This window comes from Erythrobacter sp. (assembly GCF_040217515.1).
In the GTDB taxonomy this organism is placed as follows: domain Bacteria; phylum Pseudomonadota; class Alphaproteobacteria; order Sphingomonadales; family Sphingomonadaceae; genus Erythrobacter.
Genome location: NZ_JAVJPT010000004.1, coordinates 333864 through 352501, shown reverse-complemented (window position 1 = coordinate 352501; position 18638 = coordinate 333864). Strand labels below are relative to the sequence as shown.

Sequence of the window (18638 nt, the reverse complement as noted above, 5' to 3'; positions counted from 1 at the left end):
AGCCCGAGCTTTGTGAAACTGCCCTGCGCCCCTATCTGTCCCCCCATGGCATCGCAAGAGATCGAGACCCTCGCGAGCGCACTCGCCCGGCTGCCCGGCCTTGGCCCACGCTCGGCGCGGCGCGCGGTGCTGTGGCTGGTCAAGAACCGCGAAGCCGCGCTGCCCGCGCTGCTCGAGGCGCTCGATGCGGTTTCCCAGACATTGGTCGAGTGTTCGACATGCGGCAATGTCGACACGCGCGATCCCTGCGGCATCTGCGCCGATCCCAAGCGCGACGGGCGGGCCATCTGCGTGGTCGAGGACGTCGCCGATGTCTGGGCGCTCGACCGGGCGCGATTGTTCGACGGGCGCTATCACGTGCTCGGCGGGCGCCTGTCCGCGCTGGACGGGGTCGGGCCGGAAGACCTTGCGATTCCCGGCCTGCTCGCCCGGGTCAAGGACGGGGCGGTCGACGAGGTCGTGCTGGCGATGAACGCGACGCTCGAAGGGCAGACCACCGCGCATTACCTCGCCGAACGTCTCGAGGTGCACGGCCTGCGCATCACCCAGCTCGCCCACGGCCTGCCGGTCGGCGGCGAACTCGACTATCTCGACGAAGGCACGCTGGCGCAGGCCCTGCGGGCAAGGCGGCCGTTGGGATGAACCTCGCGCAGCGCCTTGCGAAATGGATGCTCGGCCCCGGCGTCGAGCGCGAATCCCGCCAGTGGATGGTCGAATGCGGTCATTGCCACCAGGCCGAAAGCGTGTGGAATCTCGGCGGCATCCGCTACAAGGCGGCCGGGACGAAGCGGACCCGGAGCCGTTGCCGCGCCTGCGGGCACGTCTCCATGCGCACGGTCAGCCGATCACCCTGATCGAAGCAGCCCGCTTGCAGCAAACGCACTGCGCGACTATCTTTTCGTCCATGGCTATCCGCGAAATCCTCGAAGTGCCGGACCCCCGGCTCAAGACCGTCTCGACCCCGGTGGAACCGGACGAATTCAACGACGAATTGCGCACGCTCGTCTCCGACATGTTCGAGACGATGTACGATGCGCCCGGCATCGGCCTCGCCGCGATCCAGGTCGGCGTGCCCAAGCGTGTTCTCGTCATCGACCTCCAGCCCGAGGACCCGGACGCCGAGCCGGTCGAATGCGATCACGACCATGGGCACGACGGGCACAAGCACACGCACCCGGCGACGAAGAAGGACCCGCGCGTCTTCATCAACCCGGTGATCGTCGATCCGGCGGAAGAATTGTCGACCTATCAGGAAGGCTGCCTGTCCGTCCCCGACATCTACGCCGACGTCGACCGGCCCGCGACCTGCACGGTGCGCTACCAGGACCTCGACGGGAACCATCACGAGGAACATCTCGAAGGGCTGCTGGCGACCTGCCTCCAGCACGAGATGGACCATCTCGAAGGCATCCTGTTCATCGACCATCTGTCGCGGCTCAAGCGCTCGATGGCTTTGAAGAAGCTCAAGAAGCTGCGCCAGGCGGCGTAGCTTGTTTGCGAAGGCGCATCCGCGCCTTCGTCCTCGCTAGACGCGCGGCGGAGCCGCGCCCGCTGCGGGGCGCGCGCTTGCGCTTGCGGCGCTCCGTGCCGAATCAGCGCGACATTGCGATAAAGGGGGTCAGTCCGCGTCTTCGCTGTCGACGAGGCCATGCACGGCGGCCTTCGCGTCGCGGATCACTTCCTCGCACATCCTTGCGCAGCGCTGGCAATGCGCGTCCTCGTGCTGCTTGCACAGCGCGTGGCATTCCTCGCAGGCGATGATCGCCGCCGCACCTGCCGCCTTGATCGTCTTGACGTGCCCGCCCACCCGGCGCGAGGCGATAAGCGTGAACGCGGTGCAGGCATCCGAGGCATCGAGGCAGCGGCGGATGCATTCGGCGCGGTCCTTCGCGTCGGCTTCCGCAAGGCAGGCATCGGCGCAGGCATTCATGATCGCCGCGCCATACATGGCGTGCTTCACCGCCTCGCCCAGCTGGTCGCCGTGGTCGCCGGCCGAAAGCGGGTGTTCTTCGAGCATTTCTGTGATCGACATGGGGTTCGCTCCTCCTTTGCGAATGAAGCGAGCCGGGCTGGGGATAGGTTCCGAAATCGTGCCGGAGGGATCGCAGGCAGGAGCGCACGCCGTGACAGACAAGGTCGGGCGGGCAGGCGCGCCGATAGTCGGGGAAATCGTTGGGAAGCCTCTGGCGTTCCCTACATGTTCTGTTAACATCGGACCGATTCGCAAGCAGGCGATGCGAATTGCGAGGATACGCCTCGCGTGGCTAAGCTAGTGGAATAAGGTTCTTTACCTCAACGCATTGCCCTCATCTTGAGTAGCGTGCGAGCGGGTACGCATCCTTCTCCAATCTGCGATGGCTACAGCCCAAGCACAGGAGGTGGCATGATTAGCCATCTATATGACCTGTGTTGCCTGGCAGATGGTTGGCATTGGCTCGTTATCGACGCTGATGGGACTATCGAACGTTCCTCTCGCCGCGGGTTCGCGTCGCGGGCAGAGGCATACTTCGATATGGTCCGCCACTGCCGGGGCTAGCAACACCGTGCCGTCGGCGACTTATGTCGTCGACGGCAATGGGGAGAAATTATGGACCCGACAATTCTCGCTCTCGCCGCGCTGCTGGTCGGCGCGATTTTCGGCCTTGCCGCCGGCCACTGGTTCGGCGCGCGCCCGGTCGCCGACCTGCGTGAGAGGCTCGCCTCGCGCGAGGAGGAATTCAAGACGGCAGCGGCCGAACTGGGCGAGGCGCGGGTCGATCTTTCGGATGCGAAGGCGGCGCTGTCGGCGGCGAACGAACGCGCCTCGCACGCCGACCGCCTTTCGAGCGAACTCGAAAAGATGCGCGGCGAGAACGCGACCTTCCGCGCCGAACGCGCCGGGTTCGAGGAACAGAAGCGCCTGCTCGAGGAATCGCGCGAGAAGCTGCTCAAGGAATTCGAGAATACCGGTGCCAAGGTGCTTGAGGCCGCGCGCGAACGGTTCGACAGCGAAGCGACCAAGCGGCTGGGCGAAGCGCAGGTGCAGCACAAGGAAGCGGTCGCCAACCTGCTCAAGCCGGTGAGCGAGCGCCTGCAGAAATACGAAGAACAGGTCGGCAGTCTCGAAAAGCAGCGCTCCGATGCCTTTTCGCGCCTGCACCAGCAGATCGAAAGCATGCGCCTGTCGCAGGAGGAAGTCCGGCGCGAGGCGCAGCGGCTCGGCAATTCGCTGACCAATGCGCCCAAGGCGCGCGGGCGCTGGGGTGAACGGGCGCTGCAGAACGTGCTCGAACAATGTGGCCTGTCCGAGCATACCGATTTCCATCTCGAACAATCGGTCGATACGGGCGAAGGCGGCAGGCTGCGGCCCGATGCGATCGTCAACGTGCCGGGGCAGAAGAAGCTGGTGATCGATGCCAAGGTGTCATTGAACGCCTATCAGGCCGCGTTCGAGGCGGAGGACGATGCCGAGCGGGTGCGCCATCTCGATCTTCACGCGAAATCCATGCGCAACCACGTCCAGACGCTGGGGTCCAAGGGGTACCAGAGCCAGTTCGACGATGCGCCCGATTACGTCGTCATGTTCGTCCCCGGCGAACATTTCGTCGCCGCCGCGCTCGAACACGATCCGGAATTGTGGGACTTCGCCTTCCATAACAAGGTCCTGCTGGCAACGCCCACCAACCTCGTCGCGATCGCGCGCACGGTTGCGCAGGTCTGGAGGCAGGACAGGATGGCAGCCGAAGCCGCCGAAATCGGACGGATGGGCGCGGAGCTTCACGACCGCCTGCGGGTTGCGGCAGAACACATGAAGCGGGTCGGCGGCGGGCTGGAGACAGCGGTCAACAATTACAACAAGTTCGTCGGCAGCTTCGAACGCAACGTGCTGACTTCCGGCCGGCGAATGGCGGAAAAGGGACTCGAGATCGCCAAGGAAATCGAGGAAGTCCCGCTGGTCGAAGCCGCGCCGCGCTATAGTGCCGAGGATGCGGCGGCGGTGGAAAAGGACTATCCGGCGCTCGGTAACGACGGCAAGGGCGCGCGCGACGCAGCGGAATAGCGGGCGCTCACCCTTCCAGCGCCGCCAGCACCTCGTAGGCCAGCACCGCGCCCGCCACGGCTGCGTTCAGCGAATCCGCGCGGCCGCGCATCGGCATGGTCACACGCAGGTCGCATGCGGCCTCGTAGGACTCGGGCAGGCCCTGAGATTCGTTGCCGATCAGGATGAAGCAGGGCGCGGCATAGGGCGCGCCGCGATACGGCACGGCATCGCGCAGGGACGCAGCAACGAGTTGGCCCTCCCCGCTGCGCAGCCATTCGGCGAATTCGGTCCACCGAGCCCGCGCGATCGCTTGCGTGAACACCGCCCCCATGCTCGCGCGGACGGCTTCGGCGCTGAAGGGGTCGGCGCAGTCGTCCACCAGGATCAGCCCGCCCGCGCCGACCGCATCGCCCGTGCGCAGCATGGTGCCCAGATTGCCCGGATCGCGCAGGTCCTGCGCGACCAGCCAGATCGCTGCGGCGCCGCGGTCGAGCCGGGCCAGCCCCGTGTCCCATTCCCCGAACACGCCGGCAACCGCCTGCGGGTTCGCCTTGCCGGTGATCTTGGTGAGGATGTCGGGCGTCGTGGTTACGATCTCGCCGCCCGCCGCCACGACTTCGGACTCGATCCGGGCAAGTAATTCGTGCGTCTCGCGCCCTTCGGCCTTCACGAGCAGCCGCGGCAACCGCCCGCTCGCGCGCGCATCTTCCAGCAGGCGCAGCCCTTCGACCAGGAATTCGCCCGCTCGTCGGCGGTGCTTGCGATCGCGCAGGGATCGCAGGTGCTTGACCGTCGGATTGGAAAAGCCGGTGATGTGCCTGTGCATGGATTTCCCGGCGGCCCGACGCGCCTATTCCTCGCCGAAGCCGTTTTCGACCAGCGCGGCAAGGTCTTCCATCACCGCCGCTGCGTTCGCGCCCGCGACGACCAGTTCGACCTCGTCGCCCTTGGCCGCGCCGAGCATCATCAGGCCGAGGATCGAGCCGCCCGAGGCGCTGTTGCCGTCCTTCGCCACGCGCACATCGACGCCGTCGGCAAGCGCACTGACGGCGCCGACGAAACGTGCGCTCGCCCGGGCGTGTAGGCCGCGGCGGTTGACGATCGTCACCGTGCGGCGGATTTCGGTTTCGCTTTCGCTCATGTCCAAGGCCCCTCTCCCCGGCCCGTTCCCGCTGTCAGCCCGACCCGCCGCTCGCCTTGCGCGGCGGGGTGCGGGAATCCTCGCCGAGCAGCTCGCTCGCCACGGTGATGTAGGTGCGTCCGGCGCTCTGCGCGGCCTCGACCGCTTCGACCACGCCCATCGTCTTGCGCGCGCCGGCAAGGCGGATCAGCATCGGCAGGTTGATGCCCGCGATGACCTCGACCCGTCCCGCGTCGAGCAGCGAGATGGCGAGATTGGAGGGGGTCCCGCCGAACAGGTCGGTGAGGATGATGACCCCCTGGCCCGCATCGACCGTGCCGATCGCGTCGGCGATTTCGGCCCGGCGCTGTTCCATGTCGTCATTGGGGCCGATGCAGACCGTCGCAATCCCGTCCTGGCGTCCGACGACATGCTCCATCGCTTCGACGAACTGGTCGGCAAGGCGGCCATGGGTGACCAGTATCAAACCAATCATGCGGGAGAAAATTCCGTGTTGTCCGGGCGTTGTCACGCTGCGTTGGAGAGAGGATCGGTCATGTGGCCCCGGCCCGCGTGCGCTCCAGCTCGTCGGCGGCGCGCGAGCCGAGGTTGCGATGGCGGACAGTGGGCGAAAATCCGTGCTCGCGCAAGGCCCGCGCCATGCACTCTGCGGTGTAGACCGAACGGTGTCTTCCCCCGGTACAACCGAAAGCGACATGGACATAGGCCTTGCCCTGCGCGTGGTAGCGCGGGAGCAGGGTCAAAAGCAGGTCGCGGATGCGTGCGAAGGCATCGCCGAAAGCGGGATCCTTTTCGATATGCGCGCCCACGCTTTCGTCGCGCCCGGTCAGCTCGCGCAGGCTCTCCACCCAGTGCGGATTGTCGAGGAAGCGCATGTCGAAGACGAGGTCGGCGAGCGGGGGCATCCCGCGCGCAAAGCCGAAGCTCGACACGGTCAGCGTCAGGTCCGTCCCGTCCTTCTCGCCGAACAATTCGCGCATCCGCGCCTGCAGGTCGTTGGTGGACAGGGCGGTGGTGTCGATCACGATATCGGCCCAGCGCCTGAGCGGCTCGAGCAGTTCGCGCTCTGCGCCGATCCCGTCGCGCACCGGGCGACCCTGGGCCATCGGGTGGCGGCGGCGGGTTTCGTTGTAGCGCCGCTCGAGCTCGGCATCGGCGGCGTCGAGGAACATGAAGCTGGTGGTGAGATGATCGCGCCCCGCCAGTTCCTTGGCGAGCGCGATGACATCGGCGGGCACGAAACCGCGCGTGCGCGAATCGAAGCCGATCGCGAGCTTCCCGTGCTCATCGCCCGGCCGGGCGACCAGTCGCTTGAGCATGCGCACGGGAAAATTGTCGATCGTCTCCCAGCCAAGATCCTCCAGCACGTCGAGCACGGTCGACTTGCCCGCGCCCGAAAGGCCGGTGACGAGCAGCAGGCGCTGGCGGGATTCGCCGGGCGGGGCCTCGGGATCGGTCGAGCGGGTCATGCCGCCCATTTTCGCTGCATGAAGCGGTTAAGGAAAGCGCCTTTTTTGCACCTGCTCGCACAGGACCCGGCCGCCTCAGCGCGGATCGAGCCCGTGCAGCCGCAGCGCCCATTCGGCGCGGCTCGCCGGGGCAATCGTGCCGGGATCGAAGCCGAGGACGGGGATCTCGCAGCCGAGCAGGGTGCGCCGCTCCGCGCGTTCGGGCAGGCGCTCCGGCGGCGGATTACCGGGGGAGGGCAGGGTGAGGATCAGCCCGACCGGGGCGGGCGGGGCGGTTTCGAGGCGCACGATCCCGATCCCGCGCAGCTCGATCATCCCGGCGATGTTGGGCGGCGGGGCGGCGAGAAGGGCGCCGCCGCTCGCGCGGGAAAGGGTCACGCCGTCGTCGCCGATCAGCATCGCGCCGCGGTCGATCAGCGCGAGAGCGAGGCTCGACTTGCCGCTGCCCGGTGGTCCCTCGACAAGCAGCGCGCGGCCCGCAATCGCCACCGCGCTCGCCTGTATCACCGTGCTCTGCTTGCCGGTCATGGGCTCTCAGGCGGCGGGAAGGCACAGGCGCAGGCACGCGCCGCGCTGTCCGTCGGGGCGGCTTTCGGCGGTCAGCGTGCCGTCATGCGCCTCTGCGATGGCCCGCGCGATGGCCAGGCCGAGCCCGGAATGGTTCCCGAAATCCTCCTGCTCGGGGCGGACCGAATGGAACCGCTGGAACACCTTGTCGCGCGAATCCTCGGGAATGCCGGGGCCGGCATCGCATACACACAGCGTCACCCAGTCGCCGTCATTGTCGATCGCCACCTCGATCGGGGCATCGGGCGGCGAGAACGAGACCGCATTGTCGAGCAGGTTCTCGACCACCCGTTCGAGCCGCGCGCCCACGCCCGCGACCACCGGCGCGAACCCGCGCGCCTGCAATTCGATCGCGCGGCCCTCGTTCTCCGAACGATTTTCGCGGCTGCCGACGATCGCGCCTACGAGATCGGCAAGATCGATCCGCTCGAGCGTGGCGCGGCTCATTTCGGCATCGATCCGACTGGCATCGGAAATTTCCGAGACGAGCCGGTCGATGCGGCGCACGTCATGGGTGGCGATCTGCTGGAGTTCGTGGCGCAGCCGGGGGTCCTCGACGCTGGCGAGCGATTCGATCGCGCTGCGCAAGGATGCGAGCGGGTTCTTGATTTCGTGCGCGACATCGGCGGCGAAGCTGTCGACCGCGTCGATCCGGTGGCGCAGAGCGCCCGTCATGTCCGAAACGGCGCGGGCGAGCAGGCCGATCTCGTCCCGGCGTTCGGGCAGGCGCGGGACCTCGACCTCGCGCTCGCGCCCCGCGCGCACGCGCATCGCCGCCTTGGCGAGCTGGCGCAGCGGGGTGACGATGGTGCGCGCAAGGAACAGCGAGAGCAGGATCGAGGCGGCGAGCACGCACAGCACCGCGATTCCCAGGGTCGAGCGCGCGGCGCGCACGCTTTCGGTGATGTCGACCGCATTGCGCACCGTCAGCAGCGTCGCCCCGTTGAGCCCGACCGGCGCGGCCGCGGTGATGACCGGCGTGCCGTCGCGCCAGTCGTAAAGCCGCACCTGGCTCACCCCCTCCTCGCGCGCGCGGGCGAGTTCGGGCCAGGCGTCCGCCTCCTGCGCTTCGGGTTCGACATAGTCCTGCACCGGTTCCGCCGAAACGATCGTGTCCACCGTCCGGTCGAGCCAGCGCGCGAATTGCTGATCCCAGCCATCGTCGCTGATGTCGTCGAACTGGAAGGCAGGCTCGTCGAGCGCGAAGCTGTCGGCGAGCAGCCGCCCCTCGGCATCGAACATCCGCAGGCGCATGCGCTGTTCCTTGCCGATTTGCACAAGCAGCGCCTCCTGCCGCTCACGCGTCGCCCCGGCGAGCGCCTCGGCGGTGATCTGCGCCTCGATCCGGGCGAGCTTGAAACGTTCGTTGATAAGCTGGGTGCGATAGGAATCGAGATAGAACAGCCCGCCGCCCAGCAGGACAAGCGGGAGGATGTTGACGACGAGGATGCGCGCCGTGAGCGCGAAGCGGCCCGTGGTGGTGAATTGCTCGCCCCAGCGCACGCCGGCTTGCGCGTCGGTCGCGCCGCGCCGCGCACCCGGCGGCAGGCGCCCCGGAACCCGCGCAGGGGAAGGCATGCGCGCAAGGCCCCGGCGATCAGACATGGCAGGAACCATCAGGGAGCCGCAGGTCAGGCATCGCTGAAACTGTACCCCGCACCATACAGCGTTTCGATCGCGCCGAATTCGGGATCGACACTGCGGAACTTGCGGCGCATCCGCTTTATGTGGCTGTCGACCGTGCGGTCGTCGACAAAAACGTCGTCGGGATAGGCCGCATCCATCAACTGGTTGCGGCTCTTGATCACGCCGGGCCGCGCGGCGAGCGCCTCGAGGATCAGGAATTCCGTCACGGTCAGGCTGACCGGGCGATCGTCCCAGGTGACGTGATGGCGCGCCGGGTCCATGAACAGCCGCCCGCGCGCGATCATCGGGTGGGCGGGCGCGGCCTCCCCGCTTTCGACGGTGCCCGTGCGCACCGGCTCGGCCCGCCGCAGGATTGCCCGGATGCGCGCGATCAGCAGGCGCTGGCTGAACGGCTTGGAGATGTAATCGTCCGCGCCCTGTTCGAGCCCGGCTTCCTCGTCGCCCTCGTCATCCTTGCTGGTCAGGAAGATGACCGGCAGCGGAGAATGCTCGCGCACCCGGCGCAACAGTTCCATCCCGTCCATCTTGGGCATCTTGATGTCGAACACGGCAAGGTCGGGCGGGTTGTCGAGCAGCGCCTTCAGCGCCGTTTCGCCGTCCGAATAGAGCCGCGTGACGAATCCTTCGGCCTGCAGCGCGATCGAGACGGTGGTGAGGATGTTGCGATCGTCGTCGACCAGCGCGATCTCCGAGCCGCCCGTACTCCGCTCGCTGCCGCCCGCCGGGAGCCCGGCTGCTGCGTTTCCGGCGGCTTCGGATTCTGAGCCGGGTGCGCCACCGCCACCGCCACCGGAGCCGGGGCCGGCTTGCGCCCAGCTTTCACCTGATGGCCCGCTCTCACCGTATGGATCGCCGCTGGCCGGCATCGGGTGTCCTTCCTTTCTCGCGCTTGCTCGCCCGCCGCCCGGCTGGCCGGGCGCATGGGCAGGTTGCGAAAACAAAGTGCCCCCGCAGCGAATTAGCGCCTGCGACCGGCCAAGACAATGTCGGCGGGATCGCGCCGTGCCTTGGGCGGGCCCTTGCAGCCCGGTTTGACGACGCGGCGGCGCGTCCCTATGCCGAACAGGCTCGGGGGGCCGGATGCGCCGCGAATCGCCTTTCGGTCGCGTGAGTGTCGGGTGCATGCACTGGCCTTCCAGCCCAGACGGAAACAATCGAGTTTGCATCAGCGCCATCCGGTTCAGGAGACACCAAAGTTGACCCCGCTCGCCCATTCGCTTGCCGGCCAGGGCATCCAGACCCCCGCCGAAATCCACCCCAATCTCTCCGCTCCCGAGCTTGTCGAGGCCGCGCTTGCCAATGGCGAGGGTGCGTTGTCCCGGCATGGCGCGCTGGTGGTCAAGACGGGCGCGCATACCGGCCGCAGCGCGAAGGACAAGTTCATCGTCCGCGATGACGAGACCGAGGACAGCGTGTGGTGGGGCAAGGTCAACGTGCCGATGACACCCGAACATTTCGCCGCGCTCAAGGCCGATTTCATGGAGGCCGTGGCGGAGAAGGACACGCTCTACGTCGCCGACCTGTTCGGCGGGTCGCAGCCGGAACACCGGGTGAACGTGCGCGTCATCAACGAGCTGGCCTGGCACAACCTGTTCATCCGCACCCTGCTGGTGCGCCCCACGGCTGACGAACTCGCCGGTTTCGCGCCCGAATACACGATCATCGATCTGCCCAGCTTCCGCGCCGACCCGGAGCGTCACGGCACCCGCAGCGAGACGGTGATCGCGGTCAATTTCTCCGAGAAGCTGATCCTGATCGGCGGCACGAAATATGCCGGCGAGATGAAGAAGAGCGTTTTCGGCATCCTCAACTACCTCCTGCCGACCCGCGGCGTGATGCCGATGCACTGCTCGGCCAACATTTCCGCCGACGGCAAGACCAGCGTCTTCTTCGGCCTGTCGGGCACGGGCAAGACCACGTTGTCGGCCGATGCCAGCCGCACGCTGATCGGGGACGACGAGCACGGCTGGTCTGACACGGCGGTCTTCAATTTCGAAGGCGGCTGCTATGCCAAGATGATCCGCCTGTCCGAAGAGGCCGAGCCGGAAATCTACGCCACCACGCGGCGTTTCGGCACGGTGCTGGAAAACGTGGTGATGGACCCGGACACGCGCGAACTCGATTTCGACGACAACTCGCTCGCCGAGAACACGCGCGGGGCCTATCCGATCGATTTCATCCCGAACACGAGCGAGAAGAATCTCGGCCCCGTGCCGAGTAATGTGGTGATGCTGACCGCCGATGCCTTCGGCGTGCTGCCCCCGATCGCGCGGCTGACCCCGGAACAGGCGATGTATCACTTCCTGTCGGGCTACACCGCCAAGGTCGCCGGGACCGAAATCGGCGTGACCGAGCCCGAAGCGACGTTCTCGACCTGTTTCGGCGCGCCTTTCATGCCGCGCCATCCGAGCGTCTATGGCAATCTGCTCAAGGAACGCATCGCATCGGGCGGCGTGCAGTGCTGGCTCATCAACACCGGCTGGACCGGCGGGAAATACGGCGTGGGCAATCGCATGCCGATCAAGGCGACGCGGGCGCTGCTCAATGCCGCGCTCGACGGGGATCTCGACAATGTCGAATTCCGGCAGGACCCCAATTTCGGCTTCGACGTGCCGATCTCGGCCCCGGCGCTGGCCGAAGCGGGGATCGAACAGTCGATCCTCGACCCGCGCAGCACCTGGGCGGACAAGGCCGATTACGACGCGACGGCGGCGAAGCTGGTGCAGCTGTTCATCGACAATTTCGCCGAGTTCGAAGCGCATGTCGACGAAGGCGTGCGCCAAGCGGCCCCTGCCGCGGCATAACAAGACACGGCCCCTGCCGCGGCCTGACACCGGGGGCGCTGGGCCGGTTGCAAGGGCGCGGAAGCGTCCTTGCACCGTCACACCGGTCTGCCATGATCGGACGAAGCGTGATTCCCATCGTGCGTAAACAGGGAGGACAGACATGAGCATGCTCGACGGTATCTTGAAAAACATCGGCGGTGCGCCCGACGACGTGGCCAATCTCGCCAGCACGGTCGGGATCGATCCGGCCATGGCGGAAAAGGCGATCGCCGTGCTCGGCCAGACGCACCAGATGGACGGAGACACGGTCGAACTCGCGTCCGAGCGGACCGGGCTCGACACCGGCGTGCTCTCGCAGATCGTCTCGGCTGTCGGCGGAGAGGGTTCGCTGTCCGAATTCGCCCGGATGGTGCAGGAGGACCCGTCCTCGCTCGCGGAGCTGCTCGATTTCGACGGCGACGGCAATCCGATGGACGATATTGCCGGCATGGCGAAGGGGCTGTTCGGCGGGAAGAGCTGAACCGGCGCGGGCCGGTCAGAGCAGCTTGCCCTGCGTCGACCTGTCCTCGCGCTTCGCCTTTTTCTGGCCGGACGTATCGACCCACGGAATATCGGGCCGCTTGTTCTGGAATAGCTCCGCAAGCGTCAGGATTTGCAGGCGCGGATGGGTGCGTCCGGGTCAAGCCCGCATCGGCGAGGGGGGATGCCGGGCATCCCGCCCGCAATAACCCCTCACCCGCGCGCGGAGGCGATGTAGCGGCTCACCGTGTTCTCGACGACGTTGAGCGGCGCATTCCCGCCAAGGATCACGGCGGTGTTGAATTCGCGCAGGTCATAGGCCGTGCCCAGCGCCGCTTTGGCGCGCGCGCGTTCCTCGACGATGCGGGTGTGGCCGACCTTGTAACCGCAGGCCTGCCCGGGCCAGCTGCAATAGCGATCGACCTCGGATGCGACTTCCTCGGGCTTGGACCCGTTCTCCTCGACGAAGAAGCGGCGGCCTTCCTCGCGGGTCCAGCGTTTCGCGTGGAGCCCGGTGTCCACCACCAGCCGGCAGGCGCGAAAGGCGAGGCTTTGCAGGTAGCCCAGCCGCCCGACCTTGAATTCGTCATAGGCGCCCAGTTCATCGGCGAGCTGTTCGCCGTAAAGCGCCCAGCCTTCGCTGAAGGCGTTGAAGGCGAGGATCGAGCGGATCATCGGCAGGCGGTTGGAAAATTCGCCCTCCCACACATGGCCGGGAATCGTCTCGTGGAAGGTGAGGTCGGCGAGGTCGTATTTGCGGTGCAGGTCGGTGGTGCGCAGGTTGATCCACATCCGGCTGGGGATGGTCCCGTCCTTGCTCCCCGCCCCGCCATAGGCCCCCGGCGCGCCCGGTTCCTCGGCCAGCGGCAGGCGGCGCACCTCGAGATTGGGATCGACCAGCTGCGTGAAGGCGCGCGGCATCTGCGCCCTGATCCAGTCGATGCGCTCTTCGATGAAGGCCATGATCTCGGCGCGGCCTTCGTCGCCGGGGGCGAACTTGTAGCGCGGGTCTTTCGACAGCGCCTGCATCCGTTCGCCGACCGAGCCCTTGGTATAGCCGATCTCCTTGAGGATCGGGTCCATCCGGCCGTGCAGTTCGGCCAGTTCCTCCTTGCCCTGTCGGTGGATCTCGTCGGGCGAAAGCGTGGTCGTGGTCGAGGCGCGGATCGCCCAGTCATACCATTGCTCGCCGCCCGGGCGCGCCCACAGCCCCGCATCCGACGTGGCGACGGCGCGCTGGGCCTTGAGTTCGTCGAGCTGCTGTTCGAGCGCGGGCGCGATGTCGAGCCGGCTGATGTCGCGCGCCATTTCGACCTGTTCGCCAAAGCTGCCTTCGGGAAGGTTTTGCCCGATCCCCTCGGCCAGCGGGCCGGCATAGGGCGTGCCCTCGGCGGCCGCCGCAATGCTCGCTTCCATCTGCGCGATCGCCTTGTCGAGCAGGAAGTCGGGCGGGACCACGCCCAGCCCGCGCGCCGCGCGCATCCGCTCGCGTTCGGCATCGAGGATGGTGGGGACCTGGCTGAGCCGGTTGAGGTAGAAATAGACGTCCGAATCCGAACGCACCGGCTGGGTCGAGCCGAAAAAGCGCGGATAGTCGATATAGCCGCCGACATTCTGGATCACGACATAGGGCGCGTTGCGCCAGGAACCCACCGCGACCTCGCCATAGGGCAGGGCCATGCCTTCCAGCGCGCTTTCGAACGCGGTCTCGACCACTTCGAAGCCGATCCGCTGGTCCGCGGTCAGATCCTCGCGCGGATAGGCGCGCGCCTGGTCGAGCGCATCGCGCAGGGTCGCGGCATAGGCCTCGCGCCCTTCCGCGCCGACCTTGCCGAAAGTGCCGCGCCACCCAGCATGGTCGCCATTGTCGATCCCCAGCCCCGTCGCGCGGCCCGGCTCGTGTTCGAGCATGGCATAGGCGATCGTGTCCAGCATCCGGTCGGGCGAAAGCGAGGCGGGCGGGGTATCGCGCAGGCTGGGCTGTGAATAGCCGCCCGCGCAGCCCGGCAGCAGGGCAAGCGCGGAGGTTCCGCCGAGCCCTGCAAGAGCCTGGCGGCGGGAAATCGAGGTGCGGGGGAAGCGATGTCTCTCTCTCATGCGGGCGGGTGTTAATGCCCGCCCGCATCGTGTCAATCGCACCGCGAGCGGTGTCAGTCCCTGAGATCGGCGGGCACGCGACCGCCCGCTTCGGCCAGCCTGGTCATCACGTGCCGGTGCAGCGCGATGTTCTCTTCGGCCTCTCCCGAATAGTCGGTCATGCCCATTTCCTCGGCCAGTTCCTTGCGATTGGCGTAGCTGGCATCGAGGCCGATGAGCTTCATCAGGTCGACGATCGAGGTGCGCCAGTTGAGACTGTCGGAGCCGTCGATCGAATCCAGCTTGAAGGCGACGTCGACTTCGCTCATCGGTTCGGGCGCTGCCGGTGCGGCGGGTTTGGCCGCCGGGGCCGGGGCGGGCTTTTCGGCCTTGTCCGCGTCGTCCGCTTCGTCCTCGCCCCAGATCGCATCCTTGATCGAACTGAAAATCCCCATACTCTTCCTCCTGTGCTTGTCCGACCCCGCGAAAGGTCTATCGCGCCCATGTTACATAATCGATCAAGCGCCCCTGATCTTCGCGGAAGTGGGGAAGCGCGGCCATGACAACCGATATCGTGCTTTCCATCGTCATGCTGGCGGCGCTCGCATTGCTTGGCGGCGCTTTCGTGCTGTGGCGGCGCACAGGCGAGGTCAGGAACCCCGCGCTCATGGTGCTGCTGGCGCTGATCGCGGTGGCGAACGTGCTGATCTGGACGGTGCCGACATCCGACGGGACGACCCCGCTCGAAGGGCTGGAGCGGGCCGGGGAGGGCTAGTATTCGGGCGCAATGGCGGTGACGGCAGGCCCTGCAACGATCCGGGCGGCGATCGCGGCGGGCACGCCGAGACCGCCGAGACGCGTGGCCGGGTTGGGTGTCGCGCGATAGGCGGGAGGGTTCATGGGACGGAGCCTTTCCCTGTGCCTGCGGGCGCTGGAAAAGTAGGAAGGCCCCCGCGCGCAGGTCAGGATAAGACCGTGCAGCCGAATAACAAAATTGTTTCGGGTTGGCGATCGGGACCCGTTGCTAATCAGGTCCTATCCTAAAACTGCAACAAAATTGCGCGATGCTTTCGCCGAACAAAGCCCCCGTATGTACGAAGTCACTTTATCGGACAATCGGGCGAGAGCCGGAAATCGAGGTAATTGTCGACCGAACCCATCAATTCCTCCATCTCGTTCTCGAAGAAATGGTTGGCGCGCGGGATTTCCTCGTGGTGGATGGTGATGTGCTTTTGCGTGCGCAGCTTGTCGACGAGCTTCTGGACCGCGGTCGGCTGGACCACCGTGTCTGCCGCGCCCTGCACGAAGATCCCGGAAGCGGGGCAGGGGGCGAGGAAGGAGAAATCGTACATGTTCGCCGGCGGCGCGACCGAGATGAAGCCGCGCACTTCCGGCCTGCGCATGAGCAGTTGCATGCCGATCAGCGCGCCGAAGGAATAGCCTGCGACCCAGGTCTGCTGCGCTTCGGGGTGGATCGACTGCACCCAGTCGAGCGCCGAGGCCGCATCGCTGAGTTCGCCGACGCCCGAATCGAAGCTCCCCTGAGAGCGCCCGACACCGCGAAAATTGAAGCGAAGGGTGGCGAAACCGCGATCGGAGAAGGTCTGGTAGAGGCGCTGCACGATGCGGTCGTTCATCGTCCCGCCGCCTTCGGGATGGGGATGGAGGATCAGCGCGACCGGCGCGCGCGGGCGCGGGGGCGGGGAGAAACGGCCTTCGAGGCGGCCTTCGGGGCCGGGGAAGATGACTGAGGGCATCCGGGTGTGAACCTTGCGTAGAATCGAATGCGGGCGACCGGTTGGTCCCCGCCAAAGCGCGCTCTATATAGGCCGTGATGCCATTTTCGCAATTTTTTGTCGGGTGAGGCCAGCGTGAGTCGCATTTACCTCGATCATGCGGCGACTTCGCCGCTGCGCCCCGAGGCGAGGGCAGCCATGGAACAGGGCTTTGCGTCCTGGGCCAACCCCTCCAGCCCGCATGCCGAGGGGCGCAAGGCGCGCAGCTTGCTCGAAGATGCGCGTGCCCGGATCAAGGCGGCGCTCGACTGGAGCGGGGAGCTGATTTTTACATCGGGCGCGAGCGAAAGCGCCGAACTCGCCCTGACACGCGCGCAGGCGGGTGCGCGCCTGGTGAGCACGGTCGAGCATGACGCGATCCTGAAAGCTGTCCCCGATGCCGAGCGCCTGCCGGTGCGCCCCGACGGCGCGCTCGACCTCGAAACCTTGTGCGAAGCCGTCCGGCGCGAGCGACCGCTGGTCGCGGTGCAGCAGGTCAATTCGGAAACCGGCAATGCCCAGGATCTCGCGGCCGTTCACGCGATCGTGCGCGATGCGGGCGGGCTCCTTCTGGCCGATTGCGCACAGAGCGCGGGCAGGTTCGCGCTGCCGCCCTGCGACATGGCGATCGTCTCGGCACACAAGTTCGGCGGGCCGATCGGTATCGGTGCGCTGCTGGTGCGCGATTTCGCCATGCTCGCACCCACCGGCGGGCACGAACGCGGATATAGACGCGGGACCGAGAACCTGCCCGGCGCGCTTGGCATGGCCGCCGCGCTCGAAGCCTGCGCCACCCCTTACGTCGCGCCCGAAGTGCTCGAACCGCTCGATTCGCTGGCCGCCGATTGCCGCGCGGCAGGCGGCACGTGGCTGGGCGATATTCTCTCCGACCCGATGCCCTATGTCCGCGCGCTCGCCATGCCGACGATGAGCGCCAGCGCGCAGGTCATGCGGTTCGACATGGCGGGCCTAGCCGTCTCGCAGGGGTCGGCCTGTTCCTCGGGCACGATGAAGACGAGCCATGTGCTGCAGGCAATGGGAATGGACGAGGGCATCGCCGCGAACACGATCCGCGTCTCGCTCGGGTGGTCGACAACCCGCGAGGAGGTAACGCGCTTTTGCCAGCGATGGCTGGAGTTCGCGGACGCATGATCTATCTCGACTACCAGGCGACGACTCCGCTCGCGCCCGAGGCGCGCGAGGCGATGCTGCGCTGGCTCGAGGGGCCGGGAGGCAGCGGCTTCGGCAACCCGCACAGCGCGCATCGCATGGGCCGCTCGGCCTCTGCCGCGGTCGAGGCAGCGCGCGAGCGGGTTGCCGCGCTGCTGCCGCCGGGCGGACGCGTGGTCTTCACGAGCGGGGCGACCGAGGCGCTGAATACCGCGCTGAGGGGGACGCGCGGCGACGTGCTGACTTTCGCCACGGAACACGCCGCCGTGCTCGATTGCGCGCGCCCGGTGGAAGCTCGGGGACGACGCTTCACGGTCCTGCCGGTGAAACGCGACGGGCGCGCCGACATTGGCGCGCTCGAGGATGCGCTCGGATCGGGCTGCGGGCTGGTCGCGGCGATGGCGATCAACAACGAGATCGGCACGCGCCATCCGCTCGGCGAGATAGCCAAACGCGCGCGGAAGCAAGGCGTGCTGGTGCTGGTCGATGCGGTGCAGGCCTATGGCCGGGTGCCGCTCACCGAACTCGATGCCGACATGATCGCGATTTCTGCGCACAAGATCCACGGGCCGAAGGGCATCGGAGCGCTGTGGCTCCGGGACGGAGTGGAGGTCGAGCCGCTGATGTTCGGCGGCGGGCAGGAAGCAAAGCTGCGTTCGGGCACGCTTTCGCCCGCCCTGTGCGCCGGGTTCGGGGCGGCTGCCCAGATCGCCGAGGAACGAATGGCCGCGGATTGCGAACATATCGAGGCGCTGTGGACCCGCGCGCGCGAACTGTTCGCGGGCTGGACCCTCAACGGCAGCGCGACCGAAAGATGGCACGGCAATCTCAACATCCGCCGCGAAGGGCTCGATGTCGCCCGCCTGATGTCGGATTGCCGCAATGTCATGTTTTCCGCCGGAAGCGCCTGCGCCAGCGGATCGGGTCGGCCAAGCCATGTGTTGACGGCGATCGGCTTGTCCGAGCGCGAGGCGAAAGCCTCGATCCGCCTGGGCTTTGGACGGTATACCAAGGTGGACGAAATCGAACGCGCGGCCGAGGATATCCTCGATGCCGCGGGCGGGCAGTGGCCGTGAGGACCTGAGGAGGTATGGGCATTCGCGTCAATTTCATCGATCCGCTCGGCCGCGTGGTGGGGGCCGAGGGCGAACCCGGAGACAGCCTGCTGCGCGTCGGCCAGGCGGCTGGCCTGCCGCTTGAGGGAACCTGCGAGGGGCAGATGGCCTGCTCGACCTGCCATGTCATCGTCGCGCCCGACTGGTTCGACCGGCTCGGCGAAGCGAGCGAGGAGGAAGAGGACATGCTCGATTTTGCGGCCGGCGCGCGCCGCACGAGCCGCCTGTCGTGCCAGATCGCGCTGACCGAGGCGATGGACGGGCTGACCGTCAGCGTGCCGGGCGAAAGCGTCGACGCGCGGCGGATGTAGCGAAGGGCGCCGCGAGCAGGACGATCAGGGCCCGTGGCCGC

General features: G+C 67.1%; 22 protein-coding genes. 10 read left to right on the top strand and 12 right to left on the bottom strand.

All coding sequences use genetic code 11. The features are described 5' to 3' along the window. Positions 1-45: 45 nt before the first annotated feature. Genes recR through def form a run of 3 tightly spaced genes read left to right on the top strand, consistent with a single transcriptional unit; the run spans position 46 to position 1489 of the window. A complete protein-coding gene (recR, locus tag RIB52_RS05730; RefSeq protein ID WP_350173814.1) occupies positions 46-642 on the top strand; it encodes a recombination mediator RecR in 597 nt (198 codons plus the stop codon). Beyond that, positions 639-854 carry a thioredoxin domain-containing protein gene (locus RIB52_RS05725; RefSeq protein ID WP_350173812.1) on the top strand — a complete coding sequence of 72 codons (216 nt, stop codon included), beginning with the start codon at positions 639-641 and terminating at the stop codon, positions 852-854. Before recR ends, RIB52_RS05725 begins: the two co-directional genes overlap by 4 nt. 50 nt (positions 855-904) lie before the next feature. After that, the gene (gene def, locus RIB52_RS05720) at positions 905-1489 is read left to right on the top strand and encodes a peptide deformylase (RefSeq protein ID WP_350173810.1); all 585 of its coding nucleotides are present in this window, start codon (positions 905-907) and stop codon (positions 1487-1489) included. A 129-nt stretch (positions 1490-1618) separates the two neighbouring features. On the opposite strand, the gene RIB52_RS05715 is transcribed toward def, so the two are convergent. Continuing rightward, positions 1619-2032, bottom strand: a complete 414-nt coding sequence (locus tag RIB52_RS05715) for a four-helix bundle copper-binding protein (RefSeq protein ID WP_350173808.1) — start codon at positions 2030-2032, stop codon at positions 1619-1621. Positions 2033-2587: 555 nt separating this feature from the next. Between RIB52_RS05715 and RIB52_RS05710 the strand changes: the two genes are divergently transcribed. Then, positions 2588-4039 carry a DNA recombination protein RmuC gene (locus RIB52_RS05710; RefSeq protein WP_350173806.1) on the top strand — a complete coding sequence of 484 codons (1452 nt, stop codon included), beginning with the start codon at positions 2588-2590 and terminating at the stop codon, positions 4037-4039. Between the two features lie 7 nt (positions 4040-4046). Here RIB52_RS05710 and RIB52_RS05705 read toward each other — a convergent pair whose 3' ends face one another. From RIB52_RS05705 to RIB52_RS05675, 7 genes are all read right to left on the bottom strand, one after another. Next, positions 4047-4847: a TrmH family RNA methyltransferase gene (locus RIB52_RS05705; protein WP_350173804.1), complete on the bottom strand. Its 801-nt coding sequence runs from the start codon at positions 4845-4847 to the stop codon at positions 4047-4049. A gap of 24 nt (positions 4848-4871) precedes the next feature. Next, complete coding sequence (locus RIB52_RS05700; protein WP_350173802.1) at positions 4872-5162, bottom strand: HPr family phosphocarrier protein; 291 nt, start codon at positions 5160-5162, stop codon at positions 4872-4874. Between the two features lie 34 nt (positions 5163-5196). Continuing rightward, the gene (locus RIB52_RS05695; protein ID WP_350173800.1) at positions 5197-5637 is read right to left on the bottom strand and encodes a PTS sugar transporter subunit IIA; all 441 of its coding nucleotides are present in this window, start codon (positions 5635-5637) and stop codon (positions 5197-5199) included. A gap of 58 nt (positions 5638-5695) precedes the next feature. Continuing rightward, a complete protein-coding gene (rapZ, locus tag RIB52_RS05690; protein WP_350173798.1) occupies positions 5696-6631 on the bottom strand; it encodes an RNase adapter RapZ in 936 nt (311 codons plus the stop codon). A gap of 75 nt (positions 6632-6706) precedes the next feature. After that, on the bottom strand, positions 6707-7159 hold the full coding sequence (locus RIB52_RS05685; RefSeq protein WP_350173796.1) for an HPr kinase/phosphorylase: 453 nt from the start codon (positions 7157-7159) through the stop codon (positions 6707-6709). Between the two features lie 6 nt (positions 7160-7165). Further along, entirely contained in the window at positions 7166-8803 is a 1638-nt protein-coding gene (locus RIB52_RS05680) for a sensor histidine kinase (protein ID WP_350173794.1), read from the bottom strand. Between the two features lie 26 nt (positions 8804-8829). After that, positions 8830-9711, bottom strand: a complete 882-nt coding sequence (locus RIB52_RS05675) for a response regulator transcription factor (RefSeq protein WP_350173792.1) — start codon at positions 9709-9711, stop codon at positions 8830-8832. Between the two features lie 330 nt (positions 9712-10041). On the opposite strand from RIB52_RS05675, the gene RIB52_RS05670 reads away from it, so the two are divergent. Both RIB52_RS05670 and RIB52_RS05665 read left to right on the top strand, forming a co-directional pair. Further along, positions 10042-11649, top strand: a complete 1608-nt coding sequence (locus RIB52_RS05670) for a phosphoenolpyruvate carboxykinase (protein WP_350173790.1) — start codon at positions 10042-10044, stop codon at positions 11647-11649. A gap of 142 nt (positions 11650-11791) precedes the next feature. After that, complete coding sequence (locus RIB52_RS05665) at positions 11792-12151, top strand: hypothetical protein (protein WP_350173788.1); 360 nt, start codon at positions 11792-11794, stop codon at positions 12149-12151. A 212-nt stretch (positions 12152-12363) separates the two neighbouring features. On the opposite strand, the gene RIB52_RS05660 is transcribed toward RIB52_RS05665, so the two are convergent. Continuing rightward, on the bottom strand, positions 12364-14247 hold the full coding sequence (locus tag RIB52_RS05660; RefSeq protein WP_350173786.1) for a DUF885 domain-containing protein: 1884 nt from the start codon (positions 14245-14247) through the stop codon (positions 12364-12366). Between the two features lie 53 nt (positions 14248-14300). Next, positions 14301-14681: a DUF3597 domain-containing protein gene (locus tag RIB52_RS05655; RefSeq protein ID WP_350173784.1), complete on the bottom strand. Its 381-nt coding sequence runs from the start codon at positions 14679-14681 to the stop codon at positions 14301-14303. 104 nt (positions 14682-14785) lie between these two features. Here RIB52_RS05655 and RIB52_RS05650 point away from each other — a divergent pair, with 104 nt between their 5' ends. After that, positions 14786-15001, top strand: a complete 216-nt coding sequence (locus tag RIB52_RS05650; RefSeq protein ID WP_350173782.1) for a hypothetical protein — start codon at positions 14786-14788, stop codon at positions 14999-15001. Here RIB52_RS05650 and RIB52_RS05645 read toward each other — a convergent pair. Together RIB52_RS05645 and RIB52_RS05640 are read right to left on the bottom strand one after the other, a co-directional pair. Then, complete coding sequence (locus RIB52_RS05645; protein ID WP_350173780.1) at positions 14998-15126, bottom strand: hypothetical protein; 129 nt, start codon at positions 15124-15126, stop codon at positions 14998-15000. The genes RIB52_RS05650 and RIB52_RS05645 overlap by 4 nt on opposite strands. A 200-nt stretch (positions 15127-15326) precedes the next feature. Then, positions 15327-15983: an alpha/beta hydrolase gene (locus RIB52_RS05640; RefSeq protein ID WP_350173778.1), complete on the bottom strand. Its 657-nt coding sequence runs from the start codon at positions 15981-15983 to the stop codon at positions 15327-15329. Positions 15984-16097: 114 nt separating this feature from the next. Here RIB52_RS05640 and RIB52_RS05635 point away from each other — a divergent pair, with 114 nt between their 5' ends. From RIB52_RS05635 to RIB52_RS05625, 3 genes are read left to right on the top strand one after another with little or no spacing between them, the layout of a single operon-like run. Then, positions 16098-17153, top strand: coding sequence for a cysteine desulfurase family protein (locus tag RIB52_RS05635; RefSeq protein ID WP_350173776.1), 1056 nt, complete (start codon positions 16098-16100; stop codon positions 17151-17153). Beyond that, entirely contained in the window at positions 17150-18247 is a 1098-nt protein-coding gene (locus RIB52_RS05630; RefSeq protein ID WP_350173895.1) for a cysteine desulfurase family protein, read from the top strand. The genes RIB52_RS05635 and RIB52_RS05630 overlap by 4 nt, the downstream gene beginning before the upstream one ends. Before the next feature lie 14 nt (positions 18248-18261). Further along, positions 18262-18597 carry a 2Fe-2S iron-sulfur cluster-binding protein gene (locus RIB52_RS05625; RefSeq protein ID WP_350173774.1) on the top strand — a complete coding sequence of 112 codons (336 nt, stop codon included), beginning with the start codon at positions 18262-18264 and terminating at the stop codon, positions 18595-18597. The last annotated feature ends 41 nt before the right edge of the window (positions 18598-18638 follow it).